Below are 21,823 nucleotides of genomic sequence, written 5' to 3' on the forward strand. Positions count from 1 at the left end.
CCCCGTGAACGTCTCCACCCACACCCGCTCAGCACGTAAAACCCCAGCCATACACGGAAGGTGCCCAGCTCAGCGCCTTGTGCAACACCCTTTAGCGCACCGTGGCGGCTGCGGCTTCGTCGCAGCCGCCCGCGCCCCCGGCCGCGGAGGCCGCGAGGGCGTGGGACAGATCCGTCCAGAGGTCGTCCACGTCCTCCAGGCCCACCGACATCCGCAGCAGGCCGTCGCTCACCCCGGCGCCGCGCCGGTCGCCCTCGTCCACGATGCGGTGGCTGATCGACGCCGGGTGCTGGATCAGGGTGTCGACGCTGCCCAGGCTCACCGCCGGGGTGATCAGCCGGACGGCCGCGATCACCTCGTGCGGGTCGCCGTGGACCTCGAAGGCGATCATGGCGCCGCCGATGCGCGGGTAGTGGACCCGGGCGACGCGCGGGTCGGCGGCCAACCGGCGGGCCAGTTCGGCGGCGGTCGCGGAGGCGGCGCGGACCCGGACCGGGAGCGTGGACAGGCCGCGCAGCAGGAGATAGCCGGCCAGCGGGTGCAGGACGCCGCCGGTCGCGAAGCGGACCTGGCGCAGCCGGCCGGCGAACTCCTCGTCGCAGGCCACGACCCCCGCCATGACGTCCCCGTGGCCGCCGAGGTACTTCGTCGCGCTGTGCAGCACCAGCCGCGCCCCCTGCCCGGCGGGGCGTTGCAGCACCGGCGTGGCGAAGGTGTTGTCGGCGAGCAGCGGCACCGAACCGCAGGCGTGGGCGACGGCCCGCAGATCGACCTCGGCGAGGGTGGGGTTGGCCGGGGACTCGACCATGACCAGGCCGGTGTCGGGGCGCAGCGCGTCGGCGATCCCGGCCGGGTCGGTCCAGGTGACCTCGGTGCCGAGGAGCCCGGCGTTCAGCAGATGGTCGCTGCACCCGTACAGGGGCCGGACCGCGACGACATGGCGCAGGCCGAGGGAGGCCCGGACGAGGAGGACCGCGGTCAGCGCGGCCATGCCGCTGGCGAAGGCGACCGCGGCCTCGGTGCCCTCCAGCCGGGCCAGAGCGGTCTCGAAGCGGGCGACCGTGGGGTTGCCGAGGCGGCCGTAGACGGGCGGCCCCTCGGGGTCGGCGCCGGTGGTGGCGAACGCGTCGATGCGGGCGGCCTCGCCGCGGCTGTCGTACGACGGGTAGGTGGTCGACAGGTCGATGGGCGGGGCGTGCAGTCCCTGCCGGGCGAGGTCGTCGCGGCCGGCGTGGACGGCCTCGGTGGCCAGCGCTCTCACGGGTCCGGAAGTCTCCATGGCCCTCAAGGTGAACGCCGACCGGGGCGAACGAGTGAAACCCCGTGCTACGTTCGGCACATGGCCGAATCCGTCGTACTGGATCCGGTGGATCTGCATCTGCTGCGGCTGTTGCAGAACGACGCCCGGACCACCTACCGAGACCTCGCCGCACAGGTCGGTGTCGCGCCCTCGACGTGTCTGGACCGGGTGACCCGGCTGCGGCGGGCCGGGGTGATCCTCGGGCATCAGCTCCGGCTCGATCCGGCCAAACTCGGGCGCGGTCTGGAGGCGCTGCTGTCGGTGCAGGTCAGGCCGCACCGGCGGGAGTTGGTGGGGCCGTTCGTGGAGCGGATCAGGGCGCTGCCGGAGTCGCGCACCGTGTTCCATCTGACGGGGCCCGACGACTACCTCGTGCATGTCGCGGTGGCCGACATGGCGGACCTCCAGCGGCTGGTCCTCGACGAGTTCACGGCCCGGGGCGAGGTGGCCCGCGTCGAGACGCGGCTGATCTTCCAGCAGTGGGACTGCGGTCCGCTGCTGCCGCCTACGCCCACGGCTCAATCCGGGTGACGTGCGGCGGCCCTCCGTACGAGGATGGACCGCATGTCACAGACCAACAGCGCGCTGCCCAGGCAGGTCGCCGACACCTACGTCGACCAGCTCATCGCCCTCGATCCGATCACCGGCACCTATCTCGGTGTGCGGGAGAGTTCGAACCGTCTGCCCGACACCTCGCCCGCGGGACAGGAGCGGCTCGCCGAGCTCCAGCGGGCCACGCTCGCCGCGCTCGACGAGGCCGAGCGGCGGCCGGGCGCCGACAGTGACATCGAGCGCCGCTGCGCCCGGCTGCTGCGGGAGCGGCTGACCGCCGAACTCGCGGTGCACGACGCCGACGACGGGCTGCGCTCGGTCGGCAACATGGCGACGGCGGCGCACGCGGTGCGCGAGGTGTTCACCGTGACGCCGAACCAGTCGGAGGAGGACTGGGCGGCGATCGCGGAGCGGCTGCGGGCCGTGCCGGCCGCGTACGCCGGTTACCGCGCGTCCCTCGCGCTCGGTCTGGAGCGCAAGCTGTACGCGGCGCCCCGCCCGACGGCCACGTTCGTCGAGCAGCTCACCGAGTGGGCGGACACCGGCGAGGGGCGCGGCTGGTTCGAGGACTTCGCGGCGGAGGGCCCCGAGGCGCTGCGGGCCGAGCTGACGGAGGCGGCGCGCGGCGCGACCGCGTCGGTCGTCGAGCTGCGGGACTGGATGCGGGACGTGTACACGCCCGCCGTCGAAGGCGCCCCGAACACCGTGGGCCGGGAGCGGTACGCCCGCTGGGCCCGCTACTTCAACGGCACCGACCTGGACCTGGACGAGGCGTACGCGTACGGCTGGTCGGAGTACCACCGGCTGCTGGGCGAGATGGAGCGGGAGGCGGAGAAGATCCTGCCGGGCGCCGAGACCCCGTGGGTGGCGCTCAAGCACCTCGACGAGCACGGCCGGCACATCGAGGGCGTCGACGAGGTCCGGGACTGGCTCCAGGGCCTGATGGACGAGGCGATCGAGAAGCTGGACGGCACGCACTTCGAACTGGCCGAGCCGGTACGGAAGGTGGAGTCGCGGATCGCGCCGCCCGGCGGTGCGGCGGCCCCGTACTACACGGCCCCCTCGGAGGACTTCTCCCGTCCCGGCCGCACCTGGCTGCCGACGATGGGGCAGACCCGCTTCCCGGTCTACGACCTGGTGTCGACCTGGTACCACGAGGGCGTGCCGGGCCATCACCTCCAGCTCGCGCAGTGGACGTACGTCGCCGGGAACCTCTCCCGCTACCAGGCCACCATCGGCGGGGTCAGCGCCAACGCCGAGGGCTGGGCGCTGTACGCGGAGCGGCTGATGGACGAGCTGGGCTTCCTGACCGACGCCGAGCAGCGGCTCGGGTACCTGGACGCGCAGATGATGCGGGCGACGCGGGTCATCGTCGACATCGGCATGCACCTGGAGCTGGAGATCCCGGCGGACTCCCCGTTCCACCCGGGCGAGCGCTGGACGCCGGAGCTGGCGCAGGAGTTCTTCGGCGCGCACAGCAGCCGCCCCGCGGACTTCGTGGAGAGCGAGCTCACCCGCTATCTGACGATCCCGGGCCAGGCCATCGGCTACAAGCTGGGCGAACGCGCCTGGCTGCTCGGCCGGGAGAAGGCCCGCGCCCGTCACGGCGACGCCTTCGACCTCAAGGCCTGGCACATGGCGGCCCTGTCCCAGGGCTCCCTGGGCCTGGACGACCTGGTGGACGAGCTGGCGCGGCTGTAGCCGCCGGAGGTGTCCGGCGCCCGGCGGGTCCCCCCCCCCGGCCGGGCGCCGTTCCGCGTGCCCCGCGCGGGTGTCAGCAGCCGCAGTTCTCCGTGTCCACCGGGGACGTCAACGGGTCGGTGTCGCGGCGGGACTTGCCCTCCCAGGTCTCGAACTCGAAGCCCTCGCGGGCCCAGTACTCGAAGCCGCCGAGCATCTCCTTGACCTGGAAGCCGAGTTCGGCGAGGGCGAGGGCGGCCCGGGTGGCGCCGTTGCAGCCGGGGCCCCAGCAGTACGTCACGACCGGCACCGACCTGTCGAGGAGCTGCCCGGCCTGCTCGGGGATGAGCGCGGTCGGCAGATGCACGGCGCCCGGGACATGACCCTGGTCCCAGGACTCGGTGGAGCGGGAGTCGAGGACGACGAAGCCGGGGTCGCCGCCCGCGGAGAGCGCGGCGGCCACGTCGGAGACGTCGGCGTGGAAGACGAGGCTCGCACGGAAGTACGCGGCGGCCTCGGCCGGGGCCGCGGGGGCGACCCTGAGGACGGGGTTCACGGGGTGCGTGCTGCTGCTCATGTCCGGGGCCTTTCGTGGCGGCTCTCGTGTGCCGGTCTCTCCTGTTGCGCTCTGAAATCTACGGGCCGTGATCGGTGCGCTGAAGCCGTGATCCCCGGCGTTCCGCTTGATCCGCCGGTGATTCCCCTGCTATCTCTCGGGCATGACCGAGTTTTCCCCGGACGCCACCGACTGGCGCATCCTCGATGTCCTCCAGCGGGAGGGCCGGGCCAGCTTCGCCGAACTGGCCCGGGCCGTCTCCATGTCGCCGAGCGCGGTGACCGAGCGGGTGCGGCGCCTGGAGGAGGCGGGTGTGATCCAGGGGTACGCGGCGGTGGTCGACCCGGACCGGCTGGGACTGCCGATCCTGGCGTTCGTGCGGCTGCGCTACCCGAACGGCAACTACAAGCCGTTCCACGACCTGGTCGAGGTGACGCCGGAGATCCTGGAGGCGCACCATGTCACGGGCGACGACTGTTTCGTCATCAAGGTCGCCGCCCGTTCGATGCGCCACCTGGAGGAGGTGTCGGGGAAGATCGGCACGCTCGGCGCGGTCACCACGAGCGTCGTCTACTCCTCACCGCTGCCGCGCCGCCCGCTGGGCCGCTGAGCGCACCTTCAAGGACGATCCGGCTCTGCCCTTCACGACCTCCAGCTGGGCGTGGACGCGCCGCCGCAGGTCGGCGACATGGCTGACGATGCCGACGCTGCGGTCCCGTTCCCGCAGCGAGTCCAGCACGTCGAGGACCTCGTCGAGCGTCTGGTCGTCGAGGCTGCCGAAGCCCTCGTCGATGAAGAGGGTGTCGAGCCGCACCCCGCCCGCCTCGTCGGTGACGACGTCCGCGAGACCGAGCGCGAGGGCGAGGGAGGCGAAGAACGTCTCGCCGCCGGACAGCGTCGCGGTGTCCCGCTCCCGTCCCGTCCAGGCGTCGACGACATGCAGCCCGAGCCCGCTGCGCCCGCGTCCGGCCCGGTCGTCGGAGTGGACGAGGGTGTAGCGACCGGAGGACATCCGCAGCAGCCGCTGGGTCGCGGCGGCGGCGACCTGTTCCAGCCGGGCGGCGAGGACGTACGACTCCAGGCGCATCCTGCGTTCGTTGTCGGCGGAGGTGCCCGCCGTCAGGGAGGCGAGGCGGGCCACCCGGTCGTACTCCTCGCGCAGCGGCGCCAGCCGGCGCACGGACCCGGTGGCCCGCGCGGACAGCCGGTCGAGGTCGGCGCACCGCCGGGCGGCGGCGTCGCCCGCGGAGGCGGCGTCCCGGACCCGCTGGGCGGCGAGCGCGGCCGTACGTTCGGCGGCGCCGAGGTCGGCGGGTGGCTGCTGGGCCGCGGCAACGGTCTCCGGCTCGGCGAGCACCGCGCGCACGGCGGCCTCCTCCGACTCCCAGGCGTCCAGGCGCCGTTGCAGGTCCCGGTGGGCCGCGTCGTCGAGGAGGGCGTCCGCGGCGGCCCTCGGGGTGTCGAACCCGGCCTTGAACGCGGCGTCGGCGAGCCGGGCGTCGGCGTCCTTGAGGCGCTGGGCGGTGTCCTCGGCGATCCGGGCGGCGTCGGCGGCGTCCCCGAGCAGGGCGACCTGCCGCTCCAGCTGCGCGGCCCGTGCGGCCACGCTGTCCAGGGCGCCCCGGGCCTGCGCCAACTCCTCCTCCATGGAGGTCCGTTCCAGGTCCAGGCGGTCGCGCCGGCCCACGCGCGCGGCGGCCCTGACGGCGGCCTGCTGGCGCAGCGCGGTGCGCCGTTCGTGCTCCTGCTCGGCGCCGCGCAGCTCCTCGTGCGCGGGGTGCAGGGCCGAACCCGCCTGCCGCGCCTTGGCGTACTGCCGCTCCAACTCCTCTGTCTCGGCGGCGAGTTGCGCGGTGGGGGCGTCCCCGGCCTCGGCGGTCGCGGCGGCCAGTGCCTCGCGTACGGTGGCCAGGAGCCGTTCCTCGTCCGTGTGCTGTTCCTCGGCGCGCTGGTAGGCGGTGAGCGCCCGTTCCTCCGCCTCCCGGCCGACGTGTCCGGCGTCCTTGCGGGCCGGGGCGGGGTGTTCGGTCGCCCCGCAGACGGCGCAGGGCTCGCCGTCCTGGAGCTGGGCGGCGAGTTCGGCGGCGATCCCGTTCAGCCGCCGCTCCTTGACGTCGAGCCACTCGGCCTTCAGCGCCAGGGCGGCCTCACGGGCCTTGCGCACCTGCTCGGCGGCGGCGTCCGTGTCCCCGGCCAACTGGTCGCGCATGCGGGCCGCGTTGAGCCGCTTGCGGGCCGGTTCGCGCTGCACGGAGAGCTGTTCGGCCCGGGTCGCGGCCTCCTGGGCGGAGTCGATGCGGGTCTGGAGGCCGGTACGGGTCGTGTCCCAGGCGGCGAGCCACTGGTCGGCCTCCTGGAGCACCTCGTCGTCGGCCCGCTCCTGACGGTCCAACTGGTCCCGTTCGGCGACGAGTTCGGCCAGCCGCTGTTCACCGCGGCGGGCCGACTCCAGGCCGCCCAGTTCCTCGGCGGCGCGGCGCGCGGCGGTGGCGAGTCCGGCCGCCCCGGCGCCGGTGAAGGTGTCCGGCAGCAGCGCGCGGGTGCGGGCCTCGGCGGAGTCCGCCGCGCGGTGCTCGGCGTCGGCGGCGTCCCGCAGCTCCAGGGCGGGCGCCACGGCCTCGGCCTTGCGGGCCCGCTCCATCCGCGCCACGGCCTGACGGTAGTTGGCGGACCGCTCCTCCATGAGCGCGGCCCGCTCCCGCGCCTGGGTGAACCGCTGCTGAAGACGGGCCGTTTCGCGTACGTCGGTCAGCGCGCGTTCGGCGGCGGCCTGCGCGGACTCGGCGGCGGCGAGCCGGCCGTGCGCGATGCCGAGCTGTTCGCGGGCGGTGCTGCGGGCGACCGCCGCCGCGCCGAGCACGGCGGCGGCGAGGCCGGGCTCCCCCGGTGCCGCGTCCGGCAGTTCCATCGCGTCGCCCGCGGCCTGCTGCATGCGGTGCGCGTCGGCGAGGAGTTCGGTGTCGCCGTCGCGCACCTGGGTCTCGGCGGCGCGGCGGCGTTCGGCGAGGCGCTTCTCGACCTCGGCGAAGCGGTGGGTGTCGAAGAGACGGCCGAGGAGCCTGCCGCGGGCCTCGGCGTCGGCGCGCAGGAAGCGGGCGAAGTCGCCCTGGGGCAACAGGACGACCTGGCAGAACTGTTCGCGGCTCATGCCGAGGAGCTGGGTGATCTCCTCGCCGATCTCCTGGTGGGAGCGGCTGAGGTCCTTCCAGGCGCCGGCCGTCGCGTCGTACTCGCGCAGCCAGCTCTGGGCCTTGTCGACGGTGGTGCCCGCCCGTTTGCCCTTCTTGGGGCGTTCCCAGGGCGGCTGCCGGGTGACCTCCAGGCGGCGTCCGGCGACGGTGAGTTCGAGGCGGACCTCGGTGCGGGTGCCGGGGGCGGCGTGGTCGCTGCGCAGGGTGAGGCCCTGGCCGCTCTGCCGGGCTCCGGGGACCGCGCCGTACAGGGCGTAGCAGACGGCGTCCAGGACCGAGGTCTTCCCGGCGCCGGTCGGGCCGTGCAGCAGGAAGAGCCCGGCGGCGGACAGTTCGTCGAAGTCGACGGCCTGGGAACCGCCGAAGGGGCCGAAGGCGGTGACGTCGAGTCGGTGCAGCCTCACCGGGCGACCTCCTGCACGGCCTCGTCGGTGCGCACCGTGTCGAACGCCTCGCGCAGCACGCCCCGCTCGTCGTCGTCGGGTCCGGCGCCACGCACATGGGCGACGAAGTCCTCGGCGATCTCCTGGTCGCTGCGGCCCGCGAGCCGTCTGGCGTAGGACACGTCGGGGTCGTCCGGGGCCCGGTCGGGGGCGAAGACTAGGCTCAGGGTGTGCGGGAAGCGTTCGGTGAGGCGGGCCATGGGGTCGGCGGGGCGCAGCGCGTCGGTGAGGGTCGCCTCGACCCACGCCTCCTCGTGCCGGGCGAGGCCGGGGTCGGCGAGCAGCTCCTCCAGCGTGCCCCGCAGCCGGGCCAGGTCGCGCGGCACGGGGCAGTCCACGCGCTCGGCGGCGACCGCGCCCGTGGCGTCCAGGTCGATCAGCCACATGCTCTTGCGGTGGTCGGCCTCGGAGAAGGAGTACGGCAGCGGGGAGCCGGAGTAGCGGACGCGCTCGGTGATGGTCTGGCAGCCGTGCAGATGGCCAAGGGCCGCGTAGTCGACGCCGTCGAAGACTCCGGCGGGCACCGCGGCGACGCCGCCGACGGTGATGTCGCGTTCGCTGTCGCTGGCCTCGCCGCCGGTGACGAAGGCGTGCGCGAGGACGACGGAGCGGGTGCCGGGCGCGCGGGCCGCGAGGTCGGCGCGGACCCGGTCCATGGCGGCGGCGAGCACCGCCTCGTGGCCGGGCTTCTCGACCCCGAACTCGTCCTTCACCAGGGCGGGTTCGAGGTACGGCAGTCCGTAGAAGGCCACGTCGCCGAAGGCGTCCGGCAGGACGACCGGCGTCCCGCAGGCCGACGGTTCCGTTCGCAGGTGGATGCCCGCGCGGTCGATGAGCCCGGCGCCCACCCCGAGGCGGCGCGCGGAGTCGTGGTTCCCGGAGATCATCACCGTCGGCACACCGAGGCCGGCGAGCCGGTGCAGGGCGTCGTCGAACAGCTCGACCGCGGCGAGCGGCGGCACCGCGCGGTCGTACACGTCGCCCGACACGACCACCGCGTCCACGGCGCGCTCACGCACGGTGGTGACGAGGTGGCCGATGAACCCGGCCTGCGCTCCGAGCATGTTGACGCGGTGGAACGACCTGCCGAGATGCCAGTCGGACGTGTGCAGCAGTCTCATGATCCCCGAGACTAACGGCAGGGTCTGACATCACGGGCGGTTACCGGCCTTTCAGGCACCGCAGGAGGCCACTCACGCATCCCCGTACGCCTCCCCGCCCAGCTCCAGGCCGGCCGTCCCGGCGGTGGCGTCCGCGAGCCAGGCCCGGAAGGCGGGGACGTCGGCGTCCGGGAGGCCGATCTCCAGGGTGACGGCCTCGCCGTAGCGGACGTCGCGGACCTCGCGGCCGGTGGCGCGCAGGTCGTTCTGGAGCTTGCCCGCGCGCTGGTGGTCGACAGTCACCGTGGCGAGGCGGAAGCGGCGGCGGGTGAGGGTGCCGAGGGCGTCCAGGGCCTCGCCCACGGACCCGCCGTAGGCGCGGATGAGTCCGCCCGCGCCGAGCTTGACGCCGCCGTAGTAGCGGGTGACGACGGCGACGACGTACCGCATGTCGCGGCGCAGCAGCATCTGGAGCATGGGGACGCCGGCGGTGCCGCCCGGTTCGCCGTCGTCGCTCGCCCTCTGGACCGCGGCGTCGGCGCCGATGACGTACGCGAAGCAGTGGTGGCTCGCGTCCGGGTGCTCCTTGCGGATCGCGGCGACGAAGTCCTGCGCCTCCCGTTCGGTGGCCGCCGGGGCGAGGGCGCACAGGAAGCGGGAGCGGTTGACCTCGGTCTCGTGCACGCCCGCGTGGGCGACGGTGCGGTACTCGTCCTGCATCGGGCCAGCCTACGTGCACCGTTCCGGCCGCCTGTGCCAGAGGGCCGAGTCAGGGCGGAGGGACACCCACGCGCGCGGGTGGACCGGTCAGTCGGAGTTCTCCCAGGTCAGATAGCCGGGACCGTCGGGTGTCAGGACCGGCACCCAGGCCTCGTCGGCCTTGGCCAGCCGGGACTCGTCCAGGGCGAGCGGGGCGGGCCAGGTGTCGTCGCGGTGCGCGGAGCCGTACACGTGGAAGGCGGCGACCGCGCTCCTGAGCCGGGCGAGCAGGCCGTCCGGCCACTGCCGTCCCCGGGTTCCCCAGCCCTTCAGTTCACCGACGAAGAGCGCCTCCAGGTCCTCGGTGAGGTTCCGGCCGAACAGGGGGATGAGGTAGCCCTCCTGTTCGTAGGGGACGCAGCCGTGGCCGCCGCCCTGGGTCTGGTGGACCACGCCGGTCGGCGCGGCCACCACGAGGTGCGCCCAGCCCTGGCCCGTGCCGTCCGGGTCCAGGAAGACGTACCGAGGGCTCACTCCTTCTTCCCGGAGGCTCACTCCTTCTTCCCGCGGGCCACCGTGACGCCGGTGAGCAGGGCGCGGCCCGGGGACAGGGCCTGCCAGGTGGTGCCGTACCAGGTGAGGACGGCGAGGGCGGAGGTGGGGAACTTCAGGCGTACCTGGTCGAGGGTGTCGTCGAGGCCGTCCCCGGCGAGGGTGAGGACGAGTTCCTCCAGGCCGGGGTTGTGGCCGATGAGGAGCAGGGTCTCGACCTCGGCGGGGACCTCGTGGACGACGTCGAGGAGTTCGGGCACGTCGGCGCCGTAGAGCCGGGGGTCGTGGCGGACCGGGGGCGGGGTGCCCCACTGGGCGGAGGCCAGGTCCCAGGTCTGGCGGGTGCGCACCGCGGTCGAGCAGAGCGCGAGGTCGGGCAGGCAGTCCGCCTCGGCGAGGGCGCGGCCCGCGGCGGGCGCGTCGCGCCGTCCGCGCGGGGCGAGCGGGCGGCGGTGGTCGGCGACCCCCTCCGGCCAGGCCGACTTGGCGTGCCGCAGCACGACGAGCCGGCGCAGCGGCCCGGCGCCGGTACGGGCGGTCACGCGGGGCTTCCGAGGTCGCGGGCGAGGTCGAGGCCGAGGAGCCGGTCCGCGTGCACGTACGTCTCGAAGCGGGCCCCGGCCGGCAGGTCCGAGTCCTCCACCTGGCGCAGCACGCGCAGGACACCGGGTGTGTCCAGGTCGTCCTCCCGGGCGGCGCGCAGCGCGTCGCGCACCTCGTCGGGCATCGGCCGCGACGGTTCGCGCGCCCACCCGGCCACCGCGCTGCGCCAGCGGACGAGGGTGTCGTGGGCGTCGGTGAGGGTCTCGGCGTCGAGCCGGACGGGCGTGGCGCGGTGGCTGCCCAGCAGGGCGAGGCGGAGGACGGCGGGGTCGGTGTCCGGCGGTGCGGCGCCCTCGACGGGGGCCACCACGAGCCGCACCCCGTCGGGTGCACCGCCGCGTGCTCCGGTGTCCAGCACGTGGAAGGTCCGGGCCGCCCCGTCGTCCCGGGCGTCCTCGAAGGGGCGGGTGCCGAGGGCCTTGGCGGTGGCCCGCAGCGCGGTCGGGTCCCCGTCCGGGTCCGTGATCAGGACCGCCCAGGCCGGCGTGGAGCCGAGGTCGAGGGCGCGGACCAGGGTGTCGGCGACCAGGAGGAGGCGTGGAGCGGTCGGGCCGGGTCCCGGGACATGGGTCTCGACGCGGGTGAGGGCGCGGCGGACGGGGACGGGTTCGCCGGTTCGGGCGTCGATGATGCGCAGCACGGGCCGAGCCTGCACGACGGACCCCTGCATCGGCCACCCCCCGGTGCGCTGACTGCACCGAACGGTACCGTCCCGCCGCCGGGCCGAACAGGCGTTCACGCCAGGGTGCCCAGGAAGCGGACGTGCGGGCGTCCGTCGTCGCCCTCCCGGCTGACGGCGGCCCGCACGCCGTACACCTCGCCGATCAGCTCCCGGGTCAGGACGTCCCCGGGGGTGCCGCAGGCGTGGACGCGGCCGGTGCGCAGGACCACGACCTGGTCGCAGTACATCGCGGCGAGGTTCAGGTCGTGCAGGGCGACGACGGTGGTGACGGGGAGTCCGGCGACCAGGTTCAGCAGGTCGAGCTGGTGGTGGATGTCGAGGTGGTTGGTCGGTTCGTCGAGGAGGAGTTCGCGGGGTTCCTGGGCGAGGGTGCGGGCGATCTGCACGCGCTGGCGTTCGCCGCCGGAGAGCGTGTGCCAGCGCTGGTGGGTGCGGTCGGCGAGGCCGGTGCGCTCCAGGGCGGCGCGTACGGCCCGCTCGTCCCGCCCGGTCGCGGGCGTCCAGGCACGGCGGTGCGGGACCCGGCCCAGCCGGACGACGTCCAGGACCGTCAGCTCGACCTGGGTGTCGGCCTGCTGCTCGACCACCGCGAGGCGCCGGGCGACCTCGCGGCGGGGCAGGCCGGCCAGCGGGGCGTCGTCGAGCGTGACGACCCCGGCGGTCGGCGCGAGGAGTCCGGCGAGGAGGCGGATGAGCGTGGACTTGCCGGAGCCGTTGGGCCCGAGGAGCCCGACGACGGAGCCCGGCGCGGGGGCGAGGGTGACGCCGTCGAGGAGGAGATGGCCGTCGGTCGTCCGCCCGACCCGGTCCGCGGCGAGGCTCATCGCGCCGCCCCCCGGGTCCGGTACAGCACCGCCACGAACGCGGGTACGCCGATCAGGGAGGTCACGACGCCCACGGGGACCTCCTGCGGGTCGAGGACGGTACGGGCGAGGGTGTCCACCCACACCAGGAACACCGCCCCGGCGAGCGCCGACAGCGGCAGCAGCCGCGCGTGCCCGGGGCCGACGAGCGCCCGGACGGCGTGCGGCAGCACGAGGCCCACGAAGCCGATCGCCCCGGCCGAGCTGACCAGCGCGGCGGTGAGCAGCGCCGTGACGCAGAGCAGGACGAGCCGGGTGCGGGCCACGGAGACGCCGAGGGCCGCGGCGGCGTCCTGGCCGAAGGCGAACGCGTCGAGGGTGCGGGCGTACGACAGGCAGACGACGAGCGCGGCGGCGAGGACGGCCGTGCAGACGGCGACGTCGGTCCAGCCCGCGCCGCTCAGCGAGCCGAGGAGCCAGAACAGGACGCCGCGGGTGGTCTCGGCGTCGGCGGCGGTCATCACCACGAACGAGGTGAGCGCGGAGAAGAGCTGCATCGCGGCGACACCCGCGAGGACGACCCGGTCGGTGCTGCCGCCGAGGGTGTGGCTGAGCAGCAGGACGAGCGCGAAGGAGACGAGGGCGCCGAGGAACGCGCCGGCCGACACCGGGACGAGCCCGCCGCCGACGCCCAGGACGACCACCGCGACGGCCCCGGTCGAGGCGCCGGAGGAGACGCCGAGGACGAAGGGGTCGGCGAGCGGGTTGCGCAGCAGCGACTGCATGACCGCGCCGCACACGGCGAGCCCGGCCCCGCAGACGGCGGCCAGGAGGGTGCGGGGCAGCCGCAGCTCCCAGACGATGCCGTCGCGGATGGGCGGGAGCCCTGAGGTGCCGAGGCCGAGATGGGCCAGCACGGTCGACCACACGTCGGCGACGCCGATGTCCGCCGGGCCGATGGTGATCGCGACGGCGAGGGAGCCGGCGAGCAGCAGCGCGCCGGCGGTCCCGAGCGCCCAGGGCCGCACCGTCACGTGCCGAGCCCGGCCGCGCGGAGCCCGGCCGCGACCGTCTCCACGCCGTCGACGGTGCGGATGCTCGGGTTCATGGCCTGCCCGCTGAGCAGCACGTACCGCTTCTCGCGGACGGCGGTCATGTTCCTGGTGACCGGGTCGCTCTCCAGGAACCCGATCTTCCGCGCGGCGGATTCGGCGGTCTGCGACTTGCGGGTGAGGTCGCCGATGACGAGGACGTCCGGGTCGCGGTCGGCGACCGTCTCCCAGTTGATCTGCGGCCACTCCTCGTGCGAGTCGTCGAAGACGTTCTTCGCGCCGAGGCTGCGGGTGATGATGCCGGGCGCGCCGCAACAGCCCGCCATGTAGGGCGACTCGGCGTTGGCGAACCAGTACAGGACGCTGACGTCCGAGGCGTCGAGGCCCGAAGTGGCCTTCTTCATCCGCTGCTTGAGCGTGGCGACGAGTTTCTCGCCGCGCTCCTCCACGCCGAACACGGCCGCGAGGTCGCGGATCTCGCCGTAGACGGCGTCGATCCCCAGCGGCGTCCTGCGCGAGCCGTCGCCGTCCCCGGTGTTGTCCTTGCCCGCGCAGTCCGACGGGGAGACGTACGTCGGCACGCCCAGCTTCCCGAACTGCTCGCGGGTGGCGACGCCGCCCTTGCCGAGCGTGGAGACGAAGGAGGCGGCGACGAAGTCGGGTTCGGCGGCCAGGACCTTCTCGTAGGAGGGCGCGTTGTCGGCGAGGCGCGGCACCTTCGCGTTCGCCTTCTCCAGGTTCTTCAGTACGGGGTCGGTCCAGGTCGCGGTGCCCACTATGCGGTCGGCGAGGCCGAGGGACAGCATGATCTCGGTGGTGCCCTGGTTGAGGGAGACGGCCCGCTTCGGGGGCGTCTCGACGCGGACGGTCTCGCCGCAGTTTTTCAGGGTCACGGCGGCCTTGGTGTCGGCGGCGCCGGAACCGCCGTCGGAGCAGGCGGTCAGCAGGAAGGCGCCCGCCAGGAGCAGGGCGGTGGAACGTGCTTGGGGCACGGGAACAGGTCCTCAGTCGTCGAGGGCTCGAACGCGGAGCCCGGTCGTACGGAACGCGCCAGCAGGTCTTCGGACTCGGGTTCGTCCGGCACGGGGCGCCTTCCCGGACGCGTACGGCGTCCAGTGGCGAAAGGCCCCGCCCGTCCCCCTCACCGCTGCGCGTCAGTTCCGGATTCACACCGGATTCCCTGACCCACGTACATGGGTTCGACTGGCCTCGGCAAGCTATCACGGCCGGGAATCGCCGGGCGCCGCGCACTGTTGTGCCAAGGGCCCGACCGGCCACGCGACCTTGGGAGACGACCGTGCACGGCGACGAAGCGACGATCCGCAGGATGCTCACCGAGAGCGGGGACACCTGGGCCGTGGTGGGCCTGTCGTCCAACACGCGGCGCGCCGCGTACGGCGTGGCCGCGGCGCTCCAGCGGTACGGCAAGCGGGTCGTGCCCGTGCACCCCAAGGCGGAGACCGTGCACGGCGAGCAGGGCTACGCCTCCCTCGCCGAGATCCCCTTCGACGTGGACGTCGTCGACGTCTTCGTCAACAGCGACCTCGCCGGGGCCGTCGCGGACGAGGCCGTCGCCAAGGGGGCCAGGGCGGTCTGGTTCCAGCTCGGGGTGATCGACGAGGAGGCGTACGACCGGACACGCGCCGCCGGACTCGACATGGTCATGGACCGCTGCCCGGCGATCGAGATCCCCCGGCTGGGCTGACCCCGGCGGTCGCCGGCCCCGGCCCTCGGCACAGGGAGGCGGCGTAGGCTCGCCGACCATGCACGACTCCCCCTCGCCCTGCTGCGCGCCCTCCTCCGGTGCCGTGGACCTGCCGCGGATCGCGGTGCCGCCGGCCCGGACGCCGGTCGGCGACGACGGGACGGTGGCGCTGCCCGGCGGCGCGTTCCTCATGGGCGCCGAGGACGCGCAGGGCTTCCCGGCCGACGGAGAGGGGCCGGTGCGGACGGTACGGGTCGAGCCGTTCCGTATCGACGCGTACGCGGTGACCAACGAACGGTTCGCGGCGTTCGTCGACGACACCGGGTACGTCACCGACGCCGAGCGGCTGGACTGGTCGTACGTCTTCGCCGGGTTCCTGCCCGCCGCGCTGCGCCGGGGCGCGCCGCGTCCCGAGCAGACGCCGTGGTGGTGCGCGGTCGCCGGCGCGGCGTGGAACATGCCGGAGGGGCCCGGGAGTTCGGTCGCCGACCGGGCGGACCATCCCGTCGTGCACGTGTCGTGGCACGACGCGGCGGCCTACGCGGCCTGGGCGGGCCGGCGGCTGCCCACGGAGGCGGAGTGGGAGTACGCGGCCCGCGGCGGCCTGGAGCAGAAGCGCTACCCGTGGGGCGACGAACTCGACCCCGGCGGTGCGTTCCGCTGCAACATCTGGCGGGGCACCTTCCCGACGAGGAACACGGCCGCCGACGGCCACCGGGGCACCGCCCCCGTGACCGCCTTCGAACCCAACGGCTTCGGGCTGTACAACGTCTCCGGCAATGTGTGGGAGTGGTGCGCCGACCCGTGGGACCGCACGGAGGCGTCACGGGTCATCCGCGGCGGCTCGTACCTGTGCCACCGCTCGTACTGCAACCGCTACCGCGTGGCCGCCAGAAGCGCGAACACCCCGGACTCGTCCAGCGGCCACACGGGGTTCCGCTGCGCGGGGTGAGCCCGGCTGCCTAACGGCCGTCCTCGCACGCGTTGATGTAGTAGAGCTCTATCTCCACGTGGTCCGCCGGTCCGCCGCCCCAGAACGGCCGGGTGCCCACGTTGCCGCCGCAGAAGGCTTGCGGGCGCCGGGACTTGAGGGTGGCGTTGACGTCCTCGGCGAGATCGGTGGCGGCGCCCAGCTGGGCCTGGGGCGCGATGCCGAAGGTGATGACCATGCCGATGCGGCGGCCCTTGGCGCTCGCGCGCATCTCCTGGTCGACGGCCGCCACGATCCTCTTGCGGTCCCCGGCGCTCAGGCCGCCCTTTCCGGCGGCGCGACCGGTCGCGCCGCCGGAGAGGGTCACGGCGATGGTGTGGCGTTTGGGGTCCAGGCCCGTGGGTCCCTTCGGGGTGGGGGACGGGGGCGGTGCGGTGGTCGGGGGTGTCGGGGTGGGGGTCGGGGAACGGTGGCCGGCCGTGCCGGACGCGTTGGTGCCGTCGGAGGCGACCATGCCGAGCACGACGAGGAACAGGACGAGGAAGAGGTCGGCGAAGAGCCAGCCCGCGAGGTGGCGCGGGGCGATGCCCAGGCCCGCGGGGCGGCGCCTCACCGCTGCTCCTCGCCGTACCAGGAGTCGCTGGGGCGGCGAGGCGGCGGCGGAGCGGCGGTGCCGCCGGTCCCGGGCGGGGCGGGCGGGGTCGGGGCGGCCGGGTGACCGTTGCCGTTGCCGTTGTACGGGCCGGTGGGGAACGGGCCCCGGGAGTTGGACATCGGGTCGGGTCCGGGGCCGTCGCCGGGGCCGCCGCCGTGCTGGAGGAAGGCGAGGACGCGTTCCAGGGCGTCCATGTAGAAGTACATGCGTTCGCTGTTGTCGTTGAGGACGCCCATCGCCTCGCCGACCCGTCGGGTGGTCTCGGAGACCTCGTCGGCGACGGTGGCGTGCACCCGGTTGGCCTGCTGGGAGCTGCCCGCGGCCTTGCGGAGTTCGGTGAGCAGGGCCGCGAGCGACTCCCGGGTGGCCTGTTCGTCGCCGCGCAGTTCGTCGCGCATCCGCGAGAAGTCGCGCAGGAGTTGGTGCGGCACCGTCAGGGAGCGGCCCATCTCGCTCAACTCACCGGCGGAGCGCGTCCACTTGTCGAGGGCCGCGACGACACTGCCGTCGGGTCCCGGATCGAAGATCTTCTCCATGCGGTCGGCGCTGTCGGACAGGGTGCGGGACAGTTCGGCCGTGCTGCGAGTGATGTCCCGGGCGATGCCGACGAGCTGACCGGCCGGCACGGCCTGCGCCTCCAGCACGGCGTACTTGGACAACTCCATGGTGAGGACGGCGAGTTGTCCGGACACCTGGCCGCGCAGCCGTTCCCGGGAGGCGGTGCGTTCGGCGGTCCACTCCAGGCGTTGCAGCCACACGGTGGCGACGACGACGGCCGCGATGAGGAGGACCACGAGCAGGACGGCGGTCCCGCCGAACCCGGAGGCCCACAGCTTCAGGAAGTTGGTGCCCTCCCCGGCGTCCCCGAAGTCCTGGAACGCGAACCACAGCGACAGCCAGGTCAGCACGATCGGCAGGAACACGGCGGCGTCCCGCCCGGTGGAGACGGCCGCCATGAGCGCGCCGCGGCGCGGCTCGCCGTCGGGGACGAGGACGTCGGGCGGGTAGGCGTGCAGCAGGTTGACGCCGGACAGGGCCCGGCCGCCGTCCCGGGCGTCGTCGGCGATCCAGCCCAGGACCGAGCGCCCGGGGCTCGGGCAGTCCTCGGCCAGCCGGGCCAGTTCGGTCGCGGCCTCGCGCAGCGCCGCGGACGGTTCGGGTGCCGGCGGCGCGCCGGCCGCCGCCTTGTTCTCCTGATTCCCCCTGGTCAAGATCTCCCCCTCAGTCCCTGGGACCGTGGTCGTGCGGGCCGCGGCGGTGTCCGTCCTGCGGCCGGGCGGGCAGATGGTCGTGGAAGTACTGCTGGACGACGGCGGCGTGCACGGTGTCCTGCGCCTTGCCGCCCCGGCAGCTGTCGACGAGCGCGCGCAGCAGGGCGGGCGACGGCCGGGGCCCCGCGGCGTCCAGGGCCTCCAGCACCTCGCGCTGACCGGTCCGGTCCCCCACCGTGCCGAGCAGGATCAGCCGGTACAGATGCACCGCCCGCCAGGGGTCGTGGGGGGCCATGCGGTCGACGGCCTCGGCGAGGAACCGGGTGCGGCGCAGGACGTCGAAGGGGTCGGAACGGCCCCGGGAGCCACGGCTGTCGGCGCTGTTCTCCAGCAGGGCGCGGGCCTGTTCGGGGGCGACGCGGCTGATCCGGTCGACCTCCTTGAGCGTGTCGGCCATGGTGAGCCGTTCCACGAGGGCCTTCATCCAGTCGTCGAGGTCCGCGCCGGAGATGCCGATCTGGCGGGCGGTCGACAGCAGGGGCGGCACGTCGAAGGGGAGGTGCCGGTTCACGGCGCTCTCCAGCCGCTCCTCGAACACCCGCCGTACGACGGCGCCCGTGGGCGGGGTGACGGCCAGTTCGCGGGCGAGGTCCGGGCTGCCGAGGTCGAAGCAGCGGTGCAGGGCGCGGACGTGGATCTCGGCCCGCAGGTGCCGGTAGCGCTGGAGTTCGAGGGTGTCGGGGCGCCAGAGGGCGACGAGCCGGGCCAGCTGTCCGGAGTTCATGCGCTCCAGTTCGAGGCGTACCCGGGGCACCGCCGTCCTGCTGCTGAGGTACGCGTCCTCCTTCTGCGTCAGCTCCCCCTGCGGTGCCTCCTCCAGCAGGCTCGTGACGTCGCTCATCAGGCCGGGCGCGACCTGGTGGCCGGCGGCCCACTCGCGGACCTTGGCCGCGCTGGCCATCGGCCGGTCGGGGGCGAGGCGGCTGAGCGCGCTCGTGCCGCGCCGCCGGTGCAGGGCGAGCAGGCGGGTCGCGTCGTCGTGCAGGGGCCCGGGCGGGCCGGGGTCGGCGCGGACGTCGACACGGTGGCGGGCCGACTGGAGGGTGCCGTTGCCGTCGCCCCGGACGAACACGAACTGGGGCAGGTCCTTGGCGCCGTCGTTCTCCTCGCGGGTGGCGAAGGTCCAGCTGCTGAGCACCACCCGGCCCAGCAGCCCGGCCAGGGCGTGCACGACCGCCTCCCCGTCGACCGGCGAACCGACGACCGTGAGGGGTGCACCGGGCCGTTCCATGAGCGTCTCGGCGAGCCGGACGAGCAGGTCGTCGGGGATGCCGGCGGCGGCCTCGTCGAGGGCGTCGAGGAGGTGTTCCTCCTCCAGGAGCAGGGCGCGCAGCCGGTCCAGCGGGACGCGTTGCACCCGTTCCGCGGAGTCGGGGCCGTCGCGCAGGGCGTCCTCCAGGACCTGCGGGGGCAGCCAGCTGTCCCAGTCGCTGCGGCAGGCGGCGAGCGCGAGGGCGAGGTCGACCCCGTTCGCCGGGCCGGTCAGGACGTGGGTGAGGGTGGAGCCCGCGCGGCCGTGCGGGTCGCGGACGGGCAGCTTGCGCAGGAGGGCAGCCTCGTTGTCGTGCCGCAGGTAGACGAAGCCGGGCGCGGTGTCGCCGGGGTGTTCCTGGGTGGCCCACACCAGGTGCTCGATCCGGCTGTTCCAGCGCAGGAGGTCCGCGCGCTCCAGGGAGCTGGCGACCGGGCCGACGTCGCCGCGTCCGGTCAGGGAGCGTTCCGACCAGCGGTAGACGGTGATGTCGGCGCGGGGCCCGTTCCGCGCGGGCACGGTCATGTGCCGTGACCTCTGCCGCGCAGCAGGGCGTCCGCCGCGGGGCCGGTCATGACGCCCTTCATCGCGAGCAGGGCCAGCAGGGGCCGCAGCACCCGGTGCTGGCGGAACAGGGCCTCGTCGAAGCGGCGGGCCGCCGCCTGGTCGCCCGGGTCCCGGGGGCCGGTGCCGGTCGCGGAGGCGAGGTGCAGGGTGGAGCCCTGGCACTCCCCGGCGAGCTGGAGCCAGTCGCCGCCGCCGCGGGCGCCGAGGAAGGCGTAGACGTCCTCGCTCTCCCGTTCGACGGTGGCCAGGTCGCCCTCGGCGTCCGGTTTCTCGTGCAGCCAGCCGTCGATCTCGCGGTAGCCGCGGAAGCGCAGCAGGTCGGACTTGGTGACCACCAGGGCGCAGGGCAGCGGCAGGAAGGGGACGGAGGGGTCGCCCTGCTGGAGCCGCAGGCGCTGGCGGACGTGCTCGAAGGCGGGGTCGCGGCCGAGGGTGCCGCCGCGCGCGGTCAGGCCGGGCACACGGGTGGGGTCGACGACGCAGAGCAGGGCGCCGAGCCGGTTGAGGAAGTCGGATTCGCGTCCGGTGCGTTCCAGCCGGCCGCCGGCGACGTCGAAGAAGACGACGCTGTGCGAGCGGCCGGAGTGCTCGTCGGTGACGATGAGGCCGGTGGAGTAGCGCAGTTCGGGGCGGTCGGCGGTCGCGGGCAGTTCCTGGCGGCCGTCGATGAACGGGGTGACGACCTCGCTGAGGTAGCGGTGGTAGCGCTGCGGGTCCAGGGCCTCGACGCGCAGTCCGTAGCGGCCCATCACGGTCGACTTGCGGGCCTGGTCGATCATCGCGGCCAGCAGGTGGGACTTGCCGGTGGTGGAGGCGCCGACGAGTCCGATGCGCAGGGGTTCGGTGTCGAACGTCGGGTAGCGGTAGGGCAGTTCGTGCCGGGGGACGTCGTCGTTGCCGGGGCAGACGACGTAGGTGCGGGCCAGTTGGGCGGTCCGGGCGGGGCCGCTGACCGGGGGCAGCTCCGACTCGGCGACCAGGCCGCCCCGGGACTCGTCGAGGACGACGCGTTCGGCGGTGCCCCAGTCCAGGCCGCTCAGGCACATGGGGCACTCGACAGGGCCGCGGGCGGCCTGGGGGCGCAGGTCGATCAGGCCGAGCCGCACGGCCGCGCGGCGCCACCAGCCGGGGCGCCGTACCGCGGCGGGCACGAACCGGCTCGCCCGCAGGCCCGCGGCACCGGTGCGCTGCCGGGCGCGCAGGGCGCGGAACTCCTGGCGGGCGAGGGCCTCGCGCTCCCGGGCCCGTTCGGCGAGGGGCCGTTCGAAGGGGAGCTGCGGCCCGCCGCCCTCGGCGAGCCGCCGTACGAGTTCCCGGGCGGGCGGGGAGACCGCGGAGCCGAGCGGGAACGCCGCGCGCAGCAGGTCCTGGAGCCACTCCTCGTGGCCCTGTCCGAGCTGGGCGTGGACGTGTTCGTGGGAGGCGCCGCGCGGGAGGGTCTCGCCGGTGGCCATCCAGAAGGCCACGAGGGCGGCGCTGGTCACGTCCTGGTCGGCGGCGGCCGGCAGTCCGGGCCGGAAGCCGCGTCCGTCCCAGGGGCCGGCGGGCCGCTCCGGCAGGGGTTCGGTCGCGTACACCGCGCCGTCGAGTCCGGCCAGCTGGAGTCCCTCGGCCTCGTCCCACCACAGGTGTTCGGGGCTGATCCGGCCGTGCACCAGGCGGGGTTCGTGCAGTCCGGCGAGCGCCTCGAACAGGTCCTGCACGACGGTGCGCAGCATCGGCCCGTGCAGCAGGTCGGGTGAGTCGAGGTCGCACAGCCGGGTGCCGCGGCAGTCGACGAGGAGGCGGTGCGGTCGCTCGGTGTCGTCGTAGGCGAGGACGTGGGCCAACTGCCGTGGCAGGTGCGGGCCGTGGAAGTCGGCGAGTGCGCCGAAGAGGTCGAAGTGGTGGCGCATGCGCCGTTCGGCGTCGGGCCCCACCGCCTCCTGCACCATGACGGGATGCCGTCCCGGTGCCCTGCGGTACCGGCGCACCCGGTAGGGCGGTGACTCGAACCGGGCGTCGTCCCCGGTCACTTCCTCCAGGCCGAAGACGGCGTCCTCCCCGTCTCCGGAGCCGGGCCGTCGTCCCCGGAACTCCACCACCCCCGTGTCTCCTCCCCGTTGGACCCGTCCTGCTCCCCTGAACACCAACTATCACAGAATGTCGCCCACCCGGACCCGCCTTCCGGCAGAGCATCAGAATGAGTGCACCAGGTGTTCACGATTCCCCCGACGCACTCTGACGGTT

General features: G+C 74.4%; 20 protein-coding genes and 1 riboswitch. Of the genes, 5 read left to right on the top strand and 15 right to left on the bottom strand.

Going from position 1 to position 21,823, the window contains the following annotated elements; genetic code table 11:
• Positions 1 to 91: 91 nt before the first annotated feature.
• Positions 92 to 1,279 (bottom strand): trans-sulfuration enzyme family protein, encoded by a 1,188-nt coding sequence (locus ACIPSE_RS42320; RefSeq protein ID WP_401674287.1) that lies wholly within the window; start codon positions 1,277 to 1,279, stop codon positions 92 to 94.
• A gap of 60 nt (positions 1,280 to 1,339) precedes the next feature.
• Here ACIPSE_RS42320 and ACIPSE_RS42325 point away from each other — a divergent pair, with 60 nt between their 5' ends.
• Positions 1,340 to 1,831, top strand: a complete 492-nt coding sequence (locus ACIPSE_RS42325) for an Lrp/AsnC family transcriptional regulator (RefSeq protein WP_401674290.1) — start codon at positions 1,340 to 1,342, stop codon at positions 1,829 to 1,831.
• 33 nt (positions 1,832 to 1,864) lie between these two features.
• Positions 1,865 to 3,553 carry a DUF885 domain-containing protein gene (locus tag ACIPSE_RS42330; protein ID WP_401674292.1) on the top strand — a complete coding sequence of 563 codons (1,689 nt, stop codon included), beginning with the start codon at positions 1,865 to 1,867 and terminating at the stop codon, positions 3,551 to 3,553.
• 73 nt (positions 3,554 to 3,626) lie between these two features.
• Here the strand turns inward: ACIPSE_RS42330 and ACIPSE_RS42335 are convergent, their stop codons facing one another.
• Positions 3,627 to 4,109 carry a rhodanese-like domain-containing protein gene (locus ACIPSE_RS42335; protein ID WP_401674295.1) on the bottom strand — a complete coding sequence of 161 codons (483 nt, stop codon included), beginning with the start codon at positions 4,107 to 4,109 and terminating at the stop codon, positions 3,627 to 3,629.
• Between the two features lie 142 nt (positions 4,110 to 4,251).
• On the opposite strand from ACIPSE_RS42335, the gene ACIPSE_RS42340 reads away from it, so the two are divergent.
• Positions 4,252 to 4,698, top strand: coding sequence for an Lrp/AsnC family transcriptional regulator (locus tag ACIPSE_RS42340; protein ID WP_401674298.1), 447 nt, complete (start codon positions 4,252 to 4,254; stop codon positions 4,696 to 4,698).
• On the opposite strand, the gene ACIPSE_RS42345 is transcribed toward ACIPSE_RS42340, so the two are convergent.
• The 9 genes from ACIPSE_RS42345 to ACIPSE_RS42385 form a co-directional block, all read right to left on the bottom strand.
• The gene (locus ACIPSE_RS42345) at positions 4,666 to 7,683 is read right to left on the bottom strand and encodes an AAA family ATPase (protein WP_401674300.1); all 3,018 of its coding nucleotides are present in this window, start codon (positions 7,681 to 7,683) and stop codon (positions 4,666 to 4,668) included. The genes ACIPSE_RS42340 and ACIPSE_RS42345 overlap by 33 nt on opposite strands.
• A complete protein-coding gene (locus ACIPSE_RS42350) occupies positions 7,680 to 8,843 on the bottom strand; it encodes an exonuclease SbcCD subunit D (RefSeq protein ID WP_401674303.1) in 1,164 nt (387 codons plus the stop codon). The genes ACIPSE_RS42345 and ACIPSE_RS42350 overlap by 4 nt, the downstream gene beginning before the upstream one ends.
• 72 nt (positions 8,844 to 8,915) lie before the next feature.
• On the bottom strand, positions 8,916 to 9,542 hold the full coding sequence (locus tag ACIPSE_RS42355; RefSeq protein WP_401674306.1) for a YigZ family protein: 627 nt from the start codon (positions 9,540 to 9,542) through the stop codon (positions 8,916 to 8,918).
• An 87-nt stretch (positions 9,543 to 9,629) separates the two neighbouring features.
• The gene (locus tag ACIPSE_RS42360; RefSeq protein ID WP_401674308.1) at positions 9,630 to 10,055 is read right to left on the bottom strand and encodes a DUF6210 family protein; all 426 of its coding nucleotides are present in this window, start codon (positions 10,053 to 10,055) and stop codon (positions 9,630 to 9,632) included.
• Positions 10,056 to 10,072: 17 nt separating this feature from the next.
• Complete coding sequence (locus ACIPSE_RS42365; RefSeq protein ID WP_401674310.1) at positions 10,073 to 10,615, bottom strand: SixA phosphatase family protein; 543 nt, start codon at positions 10,613 to 10,615, stop codon at positions 10,073 to 10,075.
• A complete protein-coding gene (locus tag ACIPSE_RS42370) occupies positions 10,612 to 11,316 on the bottom strand; it encodes a hypothetical protein (RefSeq protein ID WP_401674588.1) in 705 nt (234 codons plus the stop codon). The genes ACIPSE_RS42365 and ACIPSE_RS42370 overlap by 4 nt, the downstream gene beginning before the upstream one ends.
• Positions 11,317 to 11,411: 95 nt before the next feature.
• Positions 11,412 to 12,182: an ABC transporter ATP-binding protein gene (locus ACIPSE_RS42375; RefSeq protein WP_401674312.1), complete on the bottom strand. Its 771-nt coding sequence runs from the start codon at positions 12,180 to 12,182 to the stop codon at positions 11,412 to 11,414.
• Entirely contained in the window at positions 12,179 to 13,195 is a 1,017-nt protein-coding gene (locus ACIPSE_RS42380) for a FecCD family ABC transporter permease (protein WP_401674314.1), read from the bottom strand. Before ACIPSE_RS42380 ends, ACIPSE_RS42375 begins: the two co-directional genes overlap by 4 nt.
• Positions 13,192 to 14,205, bottom strand: a complete 1,014-nt coding sequence (locus tag ACIPSE_RS42385; RefSeq protein ID WP_401674316.1) for an ABC transporter substrate-binding protein — start codon at positions 14,203 to 14,205, stop codon at positions 13,192 to 13,194. Before ACIPSE_RS42385 ends, ACIPSE_RS42380 begins: the two co-directional genes overlap by 4 nt.
• Before the next feature lie 42 nt (positions 14,206 to 14,247).
• A riboswitch (cobalamin riboswitch) is annotated at positions 14,248 to 14,436 on the bottom strand.
• Positions 14,437 to 14,510: 74 nt separating this feature from the next.
• Between ACIPSE_RS42385 and ACIPSE_RS42390 the strand changes: the two genes are divergently transcribed.
• Together ACIPSE_RS42390 and ACIPSE_RS42395 are read left to right on the top strand one after the other, a co-directional pair.
• On the top strand, positions 14,511 to 14,918 hold the full coding sequence (locus tag ACIPSE_RS42390; RefSeq protein ID WP_401674318.1) for a CoA-binding protein: 408 nt from the start codon (positions 14,511 to 14,513) through the stop codon (positions 14,916 to 14,918).
• Positions 14,919 to 14,976: 58 nt separating this feature from the next.
• Positions 14,977 to 15,870, top strand: coding sequence for a formylglycine-generating enzyme family protein (locus ACIPSE_RS42395; protein ID WP_401674320.1), 894 nt, complete (start codon positions 14,977 to 14,979; stop codon positions 15,868 to 15,870).
• Between the two features lie 10 nt (positions 15,871 to 15,880).
• Here ACIPSE_RS42395 and ACIPSE_RS42400 read toward each other — a convergent pair whose 3' ends face one another.
• From ACIPSE_RS42400 to ACIPSE_RS42415, 4 genes are read right to left on the bottom strand one after another with little or no spacing between them, the layout of a single operon-like run.
• Entirely contained in the window at positions 15,881 to 16,462 is a 582-nt protein-coding gene (locus ACIPSE_RS42400) for a hypothetical protein (protein ID WP_401674322.1), read from the bottom strand.
• Positions 16,459 to 17,715 carry a hypothetical protein gene (locus tag ACIPSE_RS42405; RefSeq protein ID WP_401674325.1) on the bottom strand — a complete coding sequence of 419 codons (1,257 nt, stop codon included), beginning with the start codon at positions 17,713 to 17,715 and terminating at the stop codon, positions 16,459 to 16,461. Before ACIPSE_RS42405 ends, ACIPSE_RS42400 begins: the two co-directional genes overlap by 4 nt.
• A 10-nt stretch (positions 17,716 to 17,725) precedes the next feature.
• The gene (locus ACIPSE_RS42410) at positions 17,726 to 19,552 is read right to left on the bottom strand and encodes a hypothetical protein (RefSeq protein WP_401674327.1); all 1,827 of its coding nucleotides are present in this window, start codon (positions 19,550 to 19,552) and stop codon (positions 17,726 to 17,728) included.
• Complete coding sequence (locus ACIPSE_RS42415; RefSeq protein ID WP_401674329.1) at positions 19,549 to 21,678, bottom strand: hypothetical protein; 2,130 nt, start codon at positions 21,676 to 21,678, stop codon at positions 19,549 to 19,551. Before ACIPSE_RS42415 ends, ACIPSE_RS42410 begins: the two co-directional genes overlap by 4 nt.
• Positions 21,679 to 21,823 lie beyond the last annotated feature (145 nt).

It is taken from the genome of Streptomyces sp. NPDC090106, assembly GCF_044747265.1.
Taxonomy (GTDB): domain Bacteria; phylum Actinomycetota; class Actinomycetes; order Streptomycetales; family Streptomycetaceae; genus Streptomyces.